The sequence below is a fragment of the Natronorubrum halophilum genome (assembly GCF_003670115.1).
Lineage (GTDB): Archaea > Halobacteriota > Halobacteria > Halobacteriales > Natrialbaceae > Natronorubrum > Natronorubrum halophilum.
In genome coordinates, this window is the sequence record NZ_QQTY01000006.1 from 31,446 (window position 1) to 46,306 (window position 14,861).

Here is a 14,861-nt window from a genome sequence, read left to right on the forward strand (position 1 = left end):
GGTATCGGGGCACTGTCTAGATAAGGAAAACCGCAAGAGAGAACGATGACAAAATGACAGGATCGGTTGTAAAACCACCATCTGTGATCTGATATAACGAGATCCTGTTCCACGAGCAGCGAACCTTCGACTGCTTCAGCAAACGTCTCAGAAGAAGTGATGATTATAGATCATACGGTACTGCTGCGACAGGAGCTGAAACGCCGTTCTACACCAGAAGCGCTTAACTAGACAGTGCCAGTTGCCGACGCATTTCATCAAGGCGACAAGTGATCTCTTCTACAGCTATATTTATTCTTCAGAGTGACCCCCTATCAAATCTGTGTCGACCTCTATCGGGGACGAATCGGTGAGGCGACGATGCTTTTGAAACAGGTGTGACTGCTTACCCGGCCCGGTGTTTCGGAGGCAGCTAACGTTGCCGTCGAACACCGAGGGTAACAAGGCTAGTTTATCCGGAAAGTTTTCCCGCCTGCCCTTCGCGACCGGAAGTAGATGGCAACCCAATATGTGGACACTACTTTGGATATCGATGCTGATCAATGGTACTACACGAAGTTCAGTGTTAAGCGGTATCGACAAACAGTTGAGTGGGAGAACGTCAAGGAAACCTTCGACCGGACCGCAGAGGCTGTCCGAGCCCTTCTGGAGGCGTACCAATCGGCGGGCGTATTCGGGGATGCAGAGCTGACGGCACTCAAATCGACTACTTTGATATCCTCGGCTATCGGTGGGGAGGCCACCCGAGCGCAGTACTTCGAAACTGATGGCGCTCGGGAAGAGTTGGAACGCGCAGCGGAGCTGGTGTCGGACGACACTGGAATCGTCGGTGGTATTCCCTACGATGCCTCCGTCGAGGGAACTCCAGCGGACACGCTACTCGATATCTTCGGGACACTCGTCGATGAAAACGCTGATGCGGAGGCGGTTGATTCGGCCGTGGAACGACTCCTCGATCTCGACTTAGATAATGTCGGCGGGGCAACCCTCACGGCGCTCCTCTGTCTGCTCCGCCCGACGCGGTTTCCTATTGTCAATCAGCAGACTGTGAAGGTGTTCGATGCCTGTTTCGACATCCAGCTCTCGGCCAGTGCAGAAGACTATCTCGACAGTGTCGCACAATTCCACACGGTTCGCGAGGAGTTTGGATTCGACGCCCATCTCCGGCAACTGGATTACTTTTGCTACTGGCTACGGGCGGAGGTTAGCCCGGAAGATTCGCCCCTCCCCAAGGACTTTGGCAACCGGAAGGTTTGGCAAATTAATGCGGGGCGATCTGATGTCGAGAAATCCGAGCCGGAACGGCTCTGGCCCGTGTGGCAGGAGCTGGGTTTATGTTCTATCGGTTGGGATACAGGCCCGCTCGACGAACTTTCGGCAGCAGAAATCGAGACTGCAGCCGAGCAGTGGGATGGAGAGGAGGTAGATGACTACCTTCGGCGGTTCGGCAAGGAGATGCAGCCTGGTCAGCTCGTCATCGCGAAGGACGGGGCCGATCTTCTCGGTATCGGTGTGACCCAGCGTGGTGGATACCACTACTGCCCAGAGGTCATCGACGAACGGATCGAGGGTCCGGATACCGGACATGTTCACGCCTGGCCGGTAGATTGGGAGGTGATTCCCGATTCAGGGCTCGACCGAAACGTCGGCAATTGGGAACTCGAGACTGAGCTTTCTACACGGAAGACGCTCATCGGAACCGAGGCGTTCGAGGGCATCCGCTGGCAGTTAGCTGAGCGTGATCCGGGCCTGATTCCGGCATTAGGCGCCCTCGAGGAGACGTTGGTCGATCCACCAGTAGCAACCCTACCTGACGACTGCCAGACTGCAGAACGGTCTGTAGGCGGCTACTTCATTCTTCAGACGGGAGATGACAAATGGGAAGATGACCTGACTGCCCAGTATCATTTCAAACTTGGCAATCCGGGAACACGACTCCTCTGGGAGGCCGAAATGGCTCGTGTAGTCTATCTCGAAGATGGCGACCTCTACGCGACGGCCCGAGTCACGGACATCGAGCGCGAGGAACGCGACGATGAGGTCCACTGTTTCGCGTCCATCGAGGACTATGAGGAGATGCACCCAGTCGCTGTGAACGACATCCGAGGCGAACTCGACACATCGTTTTCTCTACAGCACTCAATCATCGAAATCTCGGACTCCGATTACCAGACTATCCTTGACCGAGGAATCAAGACCCACTACTTCTGGGTCAATTCCGCGACCGAGGGCTGGTATCATGACGGCGGGGAGGCGTTCTACACGACGAATACCAACGCTGGAACGCAACGCCGGAACCAATCGGTCTACGAACGGGCCCGACCAGGCGACGAGATTCTGATTTATCGGAACGCTCCCGCTCAGGCCATTGTCGGACGGGGTCACGTCGCGGAAGGGCTGCACGAGGAGGTGCCCGACGATGGAGACGAGCCCGTCGAGGGAATCACTCTCACCTGGGATGAGGCGTTAGACGGAGTTGACTGGAGTCGCTTGCAGTCGGTGCCCGAACTTGAGGAAAGCCCGGTGCTGGAGTCGGACAACAGCTACGTCATCACTGAACTCGGTGAGCAGGAGTACGAGACTATCCTAGAGCTGGCTCGGGGGCGTGAGCGCAAGTACTACTGGGCCACCGCCAATCAGGACCTCTGGGACCTCGAAGCCGTGAAGCCTGGGGAGGAGATATTCTATACGGCCTACAACGAGGCCGGACGAAAACGGCGCCTCTTCGAATCATATGAAACCGCCCGGTCCGGGGACCGGGTGTTGTTCTACCATTCCTCGCCGGTACAGCAGATAGTCGGCGAAGGTGTCGTGGTCGAAGGCCTCCATAAGGAGGAGCCGGAATTCCGCGACGAGCCAGTCGAGGGGCTCACGCTCCGCTACGAAAACTCACTGGCGCCCATCTCCTGGGAAACCGTTACCGAAATCGAGGAACTAACAGACTCTCGGGTACTCCGGAACAATGCACGGGGTGCCTTGTTCCCGCTGTCGGAAACGCAATTCAAGGCGACTCGGTCGGCTAGCGATATCGACATGCGAATCGAGGAGCTTCGAGACCGCCTCTCGCCCCCCACGATAGCTATTGACTTCCCAAATGGCCTCTACTTCGAATCTAAGACGGAACTCGAGCGCCAAATCAAGGCCTCACTGAATTCTGGACAGCACATCATCTTCACCGGGCCGCCCGGGACGGGGAAGACCAAGCTGGCCAAGCACATCTGCGAACACGTCGTCGACGAGTACGGCGATTTCGTCGACGGCCACCGCTTCACCACTGCCACCGCCGAATGGACAACCTTCGACACCATCGGTGGCTATGTCCCGAACCGATCAGCTGAAGGCGACGAACTCGTCTTCCAGCCACGTATCTTTCTGGACTGTTTCCGGAAGGACGGCGCCATCCGCAACGAATGGCTTGTCATCGACGAGATCAACCGCTCAGATATCGACAAGGCCTTCGGCCAGCTATTCTCAGTACTCTCAGGTGATTCGGTCCAGCTCCCCTACGAGCGAAAGTCGCCCATCGAGATTGCCTCGCTGGATGCCAGCGACGCGGAGAATGAAGCCCGTCTGGAATCAGTTATCACTGACCCGGATACGTTCCCTGTGACGCCGTCGTGGCGGCTGCTTGCGACGATGAACACCTACGACAAGACCTCGCTCTATGAGCTCTCCTATGCGTTCATGCGTCGGTTCAACTTCATACACGTCGGTGTCCCACCGCTGGCCGAAGATGGGGAGGTCCGGGTCTCACTGCTTGACCCCGAGTTCGACGAGAACTACGCAACGGAATGGATTGCCGAGGACGAGAGCCTACGGGAACCGCTAGAAGCAAGCTACGAACAGTTGGCTGTGGTCTGGCACAAAGTCAATAATCACCAGACCATCGGCCCATCCATCGTCCGGGACATCCTCGGGTATCTCGCAGCGGCCGGCCCAGCGACGCTTGAGGATCCGGGGCCAGCCCTAACGGACGCGGTCATCGCGCAAGTCTTCCCACAGCTCGAGGGGATGGCACCTCAGGAGCAACGGAGTCTCGTCGACGCGCTCACGGATAAGGACGTTCCGACCGAGGACAACCCGGTCGACCTAACCCTCGAGAGAGAGCGGCTCGAGAGAAAGGCGGAGGACTTCTTCGACCTCCCGCCACGTAGCGATGAGTAAGCTCAGTCGAGCGGCCCTGACAGACGCTGTTCAGGAGGAGCTAATTACCTACCTCCGGAATGGGACCATCAACGAACGGTCGGTCACCCGGGCGCTCGATATTTCAGGGCTGGGAATCGAGAATCTCGATCGACTCAAGCGCATCCACTTCTGCCTCAGTGATGATATCGTCGAGTTCGTTGAAGCCCTCCAAGGGCGGCTCCGCCGAATCAAGACCGCCAATCAGCGGGAGCGAGAGGTCACGCGCGGCGAGGTGCGAGGCGGCATTGACTGGCAGGCGACAACTAGGCTTCGGTATTCCGAGGCTCCGGGCGACCGAACTCAGTTTGCCTGCAAGACGCCGTATACCGAGTACGATATCCCTGAGAATCTAGTCCTGAAGAAACTGCTCTGGGTTATCCACTCGACAGTACAGGACGACCTTTCAAATATCGACTATGAGTGGCGGACGGATGTCTGGCCGACCGAGCGCATCACTATGTTCGACCGTATCTACGCCCGGAATGTCCATCTCAATCGCATCCGTGATGGAGACGATATCAACATTAACCAGCGGATGCTCAACACTGCCCGGACAGCCCGCCAGTCGCTCTACACCGATGCTTACACCTACTACGATCGATACCGCAGATTGCTGGCCAGTGCCTATGATGACGATGACATCTCCGAGTTGCTATCGGACACACTCGTCGTCCCGGAGCGACTACCGCAGCTGTTCGAACTGTTCTGCATCTTCCGGCTCCTCAGGGGCTTCAGCGCTCAGGGGTTCCGACTGCATCCGATTGAGTCCGGGTCAAAGCAGCTCGCGACATTAGAGGATAACCGCCATACAGTCGATGTCTACCACGACCGGAGTGGGAGACTCTCCTTTCACGTCCCACTCTCGGAGCTGGAGGGGGTTGAGGAGAACTACGTTGAACGCATCCAGCACATCCAGCGTCGTCACGAGGAGCTGGTCGATGCTTTCCTCGGGAACGACACGCAGCATTCGCTGTTCAGTGGAAGGCCCGATATCGTCTTCGAAGTGTATGACTCCCCTCGACGAGAGAGGCTAGTAGCGGTCACCCTCGGTGAGATAAAATACAGTGACAGCCCACAGACGTTCACGAGCGGCCTTGAGGAACTGCTGGAGTACATCGAGTTCGCCCAGCAGGATAGCTATCTCACCGGCCAGGAAGTCGACGTTCGGGGTCTACTCATCACCGACGGCGTTAAGTCGAACGCGGTGGCCCCACTCGATGGACGCATCACGCATCTCTCGGCTGCTGATCTGACAACTGAGAGATTCGCAACGGACTGGATACCAGAGCGGTTTCGATAGACCGACTCAAATCGACAGCAGTTCCTCGCTTCGTTAGTTGCCTCCCCCATCAAGCGCCGCCAGCAGTTCGGAAGAATCGTCTCGACACGGTTCTCGAGGCACAGATCTTTGAAGACGTCCAGTTGTTCGGACGATATGGCACTGATCCGGCGGCTGCGTTTCTGCCTAGACTCCGCGAGAAACATGGTCTCTCCAATACCGTGTTTCTCGTCGATCAGTTTAGCTATCGGACTTCCCTTGCTCGGTTAGGGTTGAACGGTTGGGTAGACTATACTAACCGAAACCTCATCGAAAAGTGGTTTCACACCTTCAAATGCGTCTCGACCGTTTCCCCAACTCGTGGGTGGGCAGTCGATCAAAGCGTACGCAAGTAAATTGAACAGTTTGTGCATTACTACAACCATCAGAGATCACACCAATCGCTGGATGGACGAACGCCAGCCGACGAGATGCTGAACTAGACAGTGCCAACTAAACTGTGCCATAAGAAGATTAATATATTGGCAAATCAATCAAGTTTCTATCGAATGTCTGAGTGGTATGTTCATGCACAATGTGGCCATGAGTTGGGTATAGAACCCGGTATAGTTCGGTTGGTTGATCTACTGATTGATGCTCCATACATCGTCTCGCGTGCAGCACCGCAGTTAGAATTCGAATTCCCTACGTCTGCTAGACGAATTCAGGATTGGATCAAAGACTGTCCACAGGCTGGCATCACTGCGTTCGATAGACAACTTGGAGCTGATGCTGCTGTCGCAGCAATCGTTCACTATGCGTTAGTTGGCGCACAGCGCATGTTTGACCCTAATAGTCGTTCTCTCGGGAAGGCAATTCCAGCCCAGATCAGGGAACGGCTCGACACACTCTCTAGCGTGTCTGAGATCAAGGGTCCAGTAGCGACTGCAACCAGGTTCTTTGAGAATAACGATGTGTTGATTCAAGATGCCCTAAAGCGCGCTGTCTCAAATAAAAGCGAGGAAAGTCTCTATTGTGATCATTGCGGAAATCCGTTTGAGTCTGCACCGCTGTTGTACTGTTCTAACTGCGGGACACTCCTTGGTGGGTGGCCGCAGATCGTTCATGACGAGGCGAAAAGAGAGCGACAAGATCGCTACAATCAGCGACTCTCTGGTGAGATTACTGAGCACAACCCCAGTTCGAAGTTCGTTATTGTTGGAACAGCGCATCGTCCCCCGGATTGGATCGAAGATGGAAGTCAGGTTGGTTATACGATAAATGATCAGCGGCTCCTCCTAGGAAGAGTAATCAACACCACTGAGAGCGAAGTGCATGTCGATTACGGTGAGATGGGATCACTCCCTCTCGCAGAGGGGATGTCGGTTGAGTTGTGGAGTGCAGAATCACATATCACTACGATTCTACAACAATCGTGGCTGCTCGAGGCGCGACGTGACTTTCAAGGCCTCACTACATCATCACCAGATCACGAACGCCTCGTGCAGAACTCGATGCGCTTGCTTGAGACACTGCACCGCGATTCACCACCGCAGATCACTCCAGAGCAGAATACACGGTTAGAGAGTGTTGGCACTGACAGTTTTCCGCTCAATGACTCGCAGCGCGAGGTTGTCAATCACATCCTCGGTATGAGTCCGGGGGATCTATATACCGTCGTTGGTCCACCTGGAACTGGCAAAACCGAGGTGATCGCGAACGCAGCACACGAACTTGCCAACAAGGGAGAACGCGTCTTAGTAACGTCACATACGAATATTGCGGTCGACAATGTCATCGAGAAACTGGCCGGAAACAATCTACACAAGGTCGTTCGGGTTGGCCGTCCTGAGAAGGTATCAACAAAGGCTAAGGAGTTGATGTTGGAAAAAGTAGTCGATAGCGAGTCGGCATCAGTGAGTGGGTTACTTAACCGGGTTGATGAACTCAAATCGGAGATTAGTACGCACCAAGATCGAATTGGTGGTTTAGAGGAACATAAGCAGTTCCTCAGCCGGGAGGTCGACCATCGGCTACGTGACTCCAATAGGGAAGCCGAGATAGACGCAGAAATTGCAACAGAGCGTGAAGAGCTGACTACCCTCCAGCGAGAGTTGCGAGAATTGTGGGATGAGGCAGAGGCCACATCCGTGAGACAAGCCGATATCACCGGAGCGACTTTGATCCGTTCCCAACTCGGTGGGCTTGCACAGGTCGAATTTGATACGGTCATTATCGACGAGGCGAGCCAAATTAGTACCCCGATGGGACTGCTGGCAATGACAACTGCGAAAAAGTGGGTCGTCGTTGGTGATCACAAGCAGCTGCTACCAGTTCTGAAGAGCGTTAATACTGACTCCGGACGTCCTCCAGTAGGATCGAGTATCTTCAATCTTCTTCGCGACCGCTTTGGTGAGGACGCCTGGCTCCGAACACACTACCGATCCATTGCTCCAATCATTGGGTTTGCGCGTGACCGAGTCTACGACTCGAATATCGAGCTGGCAGATACCAATGGTAGAACGATCAAAACACCATCTCACCTGCGATCGGACGGGATGTTCGTGGATGAGATTTTAGACGAACCACTGGCGATGGTTGCTACCAACAAGGAACAGGGCTGGCGCAAACGCTACGGAAGTCCGTTCAACAGACAGGAAGCCGACGTCTGTGTCCGGCTGGTTGCCCGACTCGTCCAAGATTATGGTCTCGACACCGACCAGATCGGTATCATCACACCGTATCGTGGCCAGCGCAACGTAATCCGCGATGAACTCGAGACAGAGTATGCCGTCGACGTCGAGACAGTCGATGGCTTCCAAGGCCGCGAGCGAGACGTTATCATCTACAGCGTCGTCGGAACTGATCCAGGGAGTCTAAAGTTCGCTGGGGACCAGAACCGATTCAACGTGGCGGCAACACGGCCGAAGTCGAAACTCGTAGTTGTAGGTAATGTCGACCGCATCGGTGCAAAGACCCAGCCTGATAACATTCTTCGCTCGTTTGTCGAATATGCAGATACCCGTGACGCGTTTTTTGACTGGGATACGGAATCAAGAGTATCTCCAGACCTCCCCAGCCCTCTTTCCACCGAACCTGATGACGATCTGGTGGAGGATACCGAACACGAGCTTCCTCCAAGGGATCTTACGCGGCTCAGCGATATTGTTGCGATGCAACCAACGAGTAATGGAGAACTAGCATCTCGGTGGGATCTCAACTCTGGTAAGGAAGTCCATCGCTATCTTTCTTCGGCCCTTGATGAGTATTTCTATCGCGACGAAACGGTTCGTATTCGAGCTACTGCAGAGGCCGAACAACTTATCGAATCTAGTCGGGAAGCGGCACTGTCCACAGCAAATGTCAAAGGAGAAGAACAGGAAGGTGCTACGCAGACTAATCATGAAAAGCCCTCGCAGAAAGACACCGACCATGACCGACGGGGCGAATTGATTGCCGAATTGAAGCACCTCGACGAAAACTGGTCTAACGTCGATAGAAGGCTGCTCTACTCAGTCGGTGACAACCACCCAGACGAGTATGAGGAAATATTCGGAACCCTCAACGCTGCACTGTCCGCCGCTGGCCTCGAGGACACAACTGACCGCGATACTGGCACAGAATCATCGAATACTGGCACTACAAATGACAAACTAGAGCAAGCGCTCAGAGAAGTTGGGCTAGCTAATGAGCCCGGTAGCTGACTCGATGAAGTGCTCTATCGTCTCTTTTGTCGGCTAAACCGTCTTCGTGTCCGTGGAAACACCATGTATTGAAAAGACGTGAATACTATAGGGGCGGTCGCCAATCGACACAGTATGTCAAGTGGATCGCTCGAGGGCACACTCGAAACTGTCCAAGAGGAGTTGGAATCACTAGGGGTGGAAGATGCGTTAGCACGGGAGGTTGTCTCGTATCGACTGCTTGTTGAGAGACTCGGCGAAGAGCGAAACAACGAGTGGTGGGAATCCCTCGTTTTCACCGAAACGGGACGGGATCGGCTCGAAGAAGTAACTCCCAAAACCGCAGTCAAAGCGCGAATTGACCTTGCACAACGTATCGGTAAGAAAGTAGAACAGGACCGGGTATCCGACAACACGGTCTCTCTCTTCTATCTCGGGCCGACTGCGGAGTCACAGATCGATGCTGAACTTGAGAACATCGAGAAGGAGGACGTTCCGTTTGAGACGCTTGAATCGCTTTCAATTACCTTTGATGAGACGGGATGGGCAGATGATCTCGTCGATGATACCGAGCCCGCCATAGATACGACAGATACAGTGATGCAGATCGGGGAGATTACCGACAAATCTGACCTCAAGTCGCGGCGTACACTTCGTGAAGTCGCGCGACAGTGTGTAGTAGCATACGGGCAATCTACTCACAACGACCTTCGAGTACCCTACTACAACATCGATCGATGATGACTCAACCAGATTCGGAAGACGTCGAGTACGACTCTTGGATAGCCCACAATACGACGTATATCGAGGAGACGAAACGCGTTCTCGAGGAGTATGTTGAGCTGCAGTCTTTCGAGGAAACCAAAGAACGAGTCATCGGTGATAATATTCTAAACAAAGATACCAACAAGTATCGAAGGGACGTATTTCGCGAGATCGCTCGTCGGTATATCCCTTATGAAGACGAGTATGCTGAAACACCGCTGATGCGCGTACTGGCATCCGAAGTAGATGAGACGATTAAAGAGTGGATCCTCTACTACGAATTTTCGCAGAATGAGTTGATTCATCGATTAACAGTCGACTTCCTGTACGGGAAATACACGAGTGGCTCTCTCCTTATCCAAGCCCCAGAAATACGTGAGTACATCACTGTACTGGGAGAGGACCATCCTGAGATACAGGAATGGTCCCAGAGTACCCTCGAGGAAGCGAGTACGAAGTATCTGAGCGCTTTGAAGAACTTTGGACTACTGAAGGGAACCCAAGAAAAAGAGTTTGAAGTCTTCTATGTTCCTGACGAAGCGATAGCGTACGTCTGCTACCAGCTCTGCGAAGACGACGCTGAGACGGTAGAGGAACTCGTGTCACATCCTGATTGGCGGTTGTTCCTCTTCGACGAAGACGAGGTGCGACGGAGGTTGCAAGGGATTAGCCCCCGGTACATCCGATACGAAAAGCGAGGTAGTACCGAACGAATCGAACCGGTTTTCGACGACGTTTACGAGGCCATCGATGACTTCTAGTAAGATACAATCCCGAATGGAGGAGCTTGAGTCGTTGACAATAGACAACCGAGAGCGTATCGGCCGACGCACTGGCGTTCCGTTTATTGTGTTCACATACGATCCAAAAGACGAATTCTCGGTCGATGACACGGTAGAAGCGTACGTCAAAAAACTGCGCAACCGAGGACAGTCAGTGGAATGGATCGACATGCGCGACCTCGTCTTTACTCTCCTCGAGGAAGAACACATTCTCGATGCTGTCATCGAGAAAGAGCAGGCCAACGAAGGAGAGTTGCGTCAAGGGCTCTCTTCCGTCCTCCTCGGTGGACGAACCGACGAACAAGGACTGATTGCGGAAACGATCAAGGACCGTATCGCCGATGTCGATACTGCGGTAGTGTACAGAACTGGGGTCTTGTATCCCTTCGCTGGCATCTCTTCGATTCTCATGCAGTTAGAAAACGAAATTGAAACACCGTTCGTCGTCTTCTATCCCGCAGTCAAAGAAGACAAGAGTTTAAAATTCCTCGACAAAACAGAGGGGACATACTACCGCGCTCGGGTGATCTAATATGAGTTCAAACACGATAACAACGATTGACGAGATCTTCTATCGGTCGATAGACCGGCACATCAACCGCGTCGTTAAGGTTGAACAAGACGACACAGAGACGGTAAAACAGGAACTCGACGAGTACGTACTAACCGGGTCTCTCGAGCAGCACTACCTGAAGATTCTGGAGGCGATTCGAGATACAGAGCACAATCCGACCGACGAAACGGGGGTCTGGATTTCCGGGTTCTTCGGCTCAGGAAAGAGCCATTTCATGAAGATTCTCGGTTACATTCTGGAGGATAAGACGCTCCCCGACGGTCGATCCGCCGCAGAGGCGTTCAAGCCTCGAGCGCAAGATGAAACCCTGAAAGCGACCGTCGACGCCGTCAGCCGAACGTTCGATTCGGAGGTGCTGATGTTCCAGATCGGCTCGCGAACGAGCCGAGCCGGCGAGGATTCGATCACCGACGTGATCAACCGCGAATTCAATCGCAAGCAAGGCTACGCGGAACTCCCATGGGTCGCACGTCTGGAAGAGGACCTCGAAAAGGAAGGACGATACGAAGCGTTCAAAGAGGCAGTCGAAGCCAACGACGGACGAAACTGGGAGGAGATTCAGCAGAGCGCTGCGTTCATCGAGCCAAAAATCGAACAGGGGCTCGTCGATGCCGTTCCCAATTTCGACGAGCAGGACGCGAAGAACGCGATAGAGAACGTCAAGGACGAGCCGGAGATCACTCCTGCCTCGCTCGCGGAACGAATTCTCGACTACGTCGAGCAGAAAGAGGCCGAAACGGATCAAGACGTTCGATTCTTCGTCTTTCTGGACGAGATCTCGCAGTTCATCGGTGACGACGAGCAGTTACTCCTTGAACTCCAGAGTATTGCCGAAAAATTCGGAGAAAAGGGGATGGGGAAGCTCTGGCTCGGAGTAACCTCTCAAGAGAAACTCGAGGAACTCGTTCCTGGGGTACTTGCGAAGAACCTCGAAGAGTCGAAAGTCGGCGACCGGTTCCCGCACCAAACGGACCTCATCTCGGATAACCTCGACGACGTCGTTCGTGACCGTATCTTGCAAAAGAAGGGAGATGCAATCCCATCGATCAAGACGCTGTACGGCGATAATGAGGGGCGACTGAGTGCCAGATACAAACTCAACTCATCCCGTCAGATGGAGACGATCGACGATGAGTCGTTCGTCGAGTGCTATCCGTTTCTTCCCTACCAGCTCGAAATACTGCCCCAGATCTTCGCAGCCCTTCGTGGTCGAGGATCCGACGACCGGCTGACCGGCCGCGAACGGACACTCATCGACGTTACGCAGAGCGTCTTCAACGAACCGCACAACCTTCGTAATCGTGAGCTGGGGGCACTCGCGACACTCGATCTCGTATACGAGGAAATCGTTGAGGACATCGACGACGACGACCAGCGGACGATCGCCGATGCGTCTCCACAGGATGTCGATAACGAACTGGCACGCCGAGTACTGAAATCACTATACCTCTTGCAGCGTCTCGACTGGATCCCCAACACCGCTTCAAACATCGCGACTACCCTGTACTACGAAATAAGGGATATGAGCGCCTTCGAGAGCGACGTTGAAGAGGTATTAGAGCAGTTGGTCGAAGAAGGATACGTTGGTCGTGGCGAGGAAGGATACCGGTTCCTGCAGGAATCGGAACGTAAACTCGAGGACGAAATCGCGTCTGTAAAGGTTAACGAAGGGAGAGTCCGGGGCCGCTCAAAGGAATTCGTTCGTGAAGCCTTGGACAGTGCTGATACAGTCCGATACCGAGAACAGCCGTTCCCGGTTTCAGTCGAAGTAGACGGCGAACAGCTCTCCGGTAGCGGCCATATCCACCTTCACGCCTACTCACCGGTTCACCAGCAGTTCGAAGAAATTAACCCACGGACGCTGAAGACCCAGAGCTTCGATCAAGAGGATACAATCTACTGGATCGCTGACGATAGCGATGCAAACGATATCAAGAGCCGAATCAAACGGATCAAGCAGATCGAACAAATTGCGACGGAAAAACAGGGTCAGCAACTCAGTACTGAAGAGCAGGAAGCACTCGATCAAAAGAAAGAGGACCTTGGTCGAATGCGACGTAGTGTCCAGCGGGACATCGAGATCGCTTTCCAGACTGGAACGCTGATTTACCACGGGAACGAGACAGAACTGGAAGAGTCGGGAACGCGTCTCGATCGAATCATCCAAGACCCGGCTCGAGACGCCGTTGAGCGCGTTTTCACCAAGCTCGAAGATGGCCTCGGGAGTGTCAGTAACCGAAACATCGAGAAGCTGTTCGAAGATCTCGAAGGCCGATCGAATCCGGCCGTATTCAAAGAGTTGAACGTCGTTCTCGATGGCGAACTAAATCCTGAGGCGCGGATCGCGACTGAGGTCGCCGACGAGATCGACTCGCGGGAGAAGGCCGGTGACGTTCCTACCGGAAAGGCGTTGATCGAGCACTTCTCCGAGCCACCGTACGGTTGGAGCCGCGATGTTGTCCGGCTGGCGGCGGCCGTGTTGTTCAGAAACGGATCGATTATGGCGATCTACAAGGAGCAAACCTTCGACAGCTACGTCGACGACGGCGCTCAAGATGTATTCACTCAGATATCGAAGTTCCGCGAGGCTTCTTTCAAAGAGCGTGAAACGGTCGATCCAGAAACCCGAAACGAGGCAAAGCAACTGCTCGATATCCTCTTCGATAAGAAAGTCAAGCAGACCGATCAGGAGGTTGCTCAGGGGATCTCGGAGGCTGCAAGCGAATGGATCGAGACGTGTAAGGAGCGACAGACAAATCTCGACGACGCGTTCTTCCCGCTGCGGGACGAACCCAAGCGGCTCGTCACGTTACTCACAGCGATTCGAGACAAAGGTACGTCGGCGGCAAAGATCAACGCCTTCCTCGAGCACGAGGACGAACTCGAGGACTTGGTCGGAACGGTGAAGAAGGTCGTCGAATTCGATCGATCGGGCAAGCTCGATAAGTATGCGATCTACCGTGAATTCCTTGAAAACGAGTGGGAGGAGTTCAAAGACCTCGCGGAGACATCCTCGTTCGTCGAGATCAGTGACGACGTAAACGAGGCAGCACGTCAGCTCGAAGGGGAAATCGACTCGAGAGCGGTAATCGAGAACTGGTCGAACATCGAGACCGACTACCGAACGGTTGCGAACACATACGCCCGAACGTACGAGGACCTCTACAAGCAGCGATACGAGCTGTATTCGCGGGCCGCGGACGACGTGCGGGCACAAGGAACCGATCTCGATGCCGATGATCTCGAGACGGCCGTTGAGCCGCTCACCAATCGGATGGGGAGTTCGTCGATCTCTGTGGATATCGATGGGCGTTCGCATCTGAACCTCAATCCAAGCCTGAAACAGCTGACTGAGTATCTCCAGACCGTCGATTCGTATCGGAAACAGTCGCGCGATCGCATCGACGAGCTTCGGCCGGAGGACGAGGATGTCACGCACTATCGCGTCAACCTCGAGGAGTTCTTCGGCGGTGTTATCGTGACGGAGGAAGAGGAACTCGATGCGCCCGTCGATCGGCTTCGGACCGAAGTGCTGGAGTTACTTGACGAAGAGGGTGATGTCGAGATACACTTCGAGTAGCGTCTGACTTAGAGAACCTGATTCACTAACTTCT

General features: G+C 54.2%; 7 protein-coding genes and 1 pseudogene. All 8 read left to right on the top strand.

The features are described 5' to 3' along the window. Positions 1-495 precede the first annotated feature (495 nt). The 8 genes and pseudogenes from DWB23_RS21325 (at position 496) to brxC (ending at position 14,827) form a co-directional block, all read left to right on the top strand. Positions 496-4,164 carry an EVE domain-containing protein gene (locus DWB23_RS21325; RefSeq protein WP_121744807.1) on the top strand — a complete coding sequence of 1,223 codons (3,669 nt, stop codon included), beginning with the start codon at positions 496-498 and terminating at the stop codon, positions 4,162-4,164. Beyond that, positions 4,157-5,485 carry a hypothetical protein gene (locus tag DWB23_RS21330; RefSeq protein WP_121744808.1) on the top strand — a complete coding sequence of 443 codons (1,329 nt, stop codon included), beginning with the start codon at positions 4,157-4,159 and terminating at the stop codon, positions 5,483-5,485. The genes DWB23_RS21325 and DWB23_RS21330 overlap by 8 nt, the downstream gene beginning before the upstream one ends. Positions 5,486-5,598: 113 nt before the next feature. Further along, positions 5,599-5,946 (top strand): annotated as a pseudogene (locus DWB23_RS21335) (integrase core domain-containing protein); the annotation flags it as partial. Between the two features lie 3 nt (positions 5,947-5,949). Continuing rightward, positions 5,950-9,147, top strand: coding sequence for a DUF5797 family protein (locus tag DWB23_RS21340; protein ID WP_162989901.1), 3,198 nt, complete (start codon positions 5,950-5,952; stop codon positions 9,145-9,147). Positions 9,148-9,261: 114 nt separating this feature from the next. Beyond that, positions 9,262-9,867 (top strand): BrxE family protein, encoded by a 606-nt coding sequence (locus DWB23_RS21345; protein WP_121744810.1) that lies wholly within the window; start codon positions 9,262-9,264, stop codon positions 9,865-9,867. After that, positions 9,864-10,652, top strand: a complete 789-nt coding sequence (locus tag DWB23_RS21350) for a BrxA family protein (RefSeq protein WP_121744811.1) — start codon at positions 9,864-9,866, stop codon at positions 10,650-10,652. The genes DWB23_RS21345 and DWB23_RS21350 overlap by 4 nt, the downstream gene beginning before the upstream one ends. A gap of 16 nt (positions 10,653-10,668) precedes the next feature. Next, positions 10,669-11,205, top strand: coding sequence for a BREX protein BrxB domain-containing protein (locus DWB23_RS21355; protein WP_238717541.1), 537 nt, complete (start codon positions 10,669-10,671; stop codon positions 11,203-11,205). A 1-nt stretch (position 11,206) separates the two neighbouring features. After that, positions 11,207-14,827, top strand: a complete 3,621-nt coding sequence (gene brxC / locus DWB23_RS21360; protein ID WP_121744813.1) for a BREX system P-loop protein BrxC — start codon at positions 11,207-11,209, stop codon at positions 14,825-14,827. Positions 14,828-14,861: the final 34 nt, after the last annotated feature.

Bases quoted from the DNA above. Each gene is read 5' to 3' on its own strand.
- brxC (WP_121744813.1), top strand. From the start codon at position 11,207: ATGAGTTCAAACACGATAACAACGATTGACGAGATCTTCTATCGGTCG.
- DWB23_RS21330 (WP_121744808.1), top strand. From the start codon at position 4,157: ATGAGTAAGCTCAGTCGAGCGGCCCTGACAGACGCTGTTCAGGAGGAG.
- DWB23_RS21350 (WP_121744811.1), top strand. From the start codon at position 9,864: ATGATGACTCAACCAGATTCGGAAGACGTCGAGTACGACTCTTGGATA.
- DWB23_RS21345 (WP_121744810.1), top strand. From the start codon at position 9,262: ATGTCAAGTGGATCGCTCGAGGGCACACTCGAAACTGTCCAAGAGGAG.
- DWB23_RS21325 (WP_121744807.1), top strand. From the start codon at position 496: ATGGCAACCCAATATGTGGACACTACTTTGGATATCGATGCTGATCAA.
- DWB23_RS21355 (WP_238717541.1), top strand. From the start codon at position 10,669: ATGGAGGAGCTTGAGTCGTTGACAATAGACAACCGAGAGCGTATCGGC.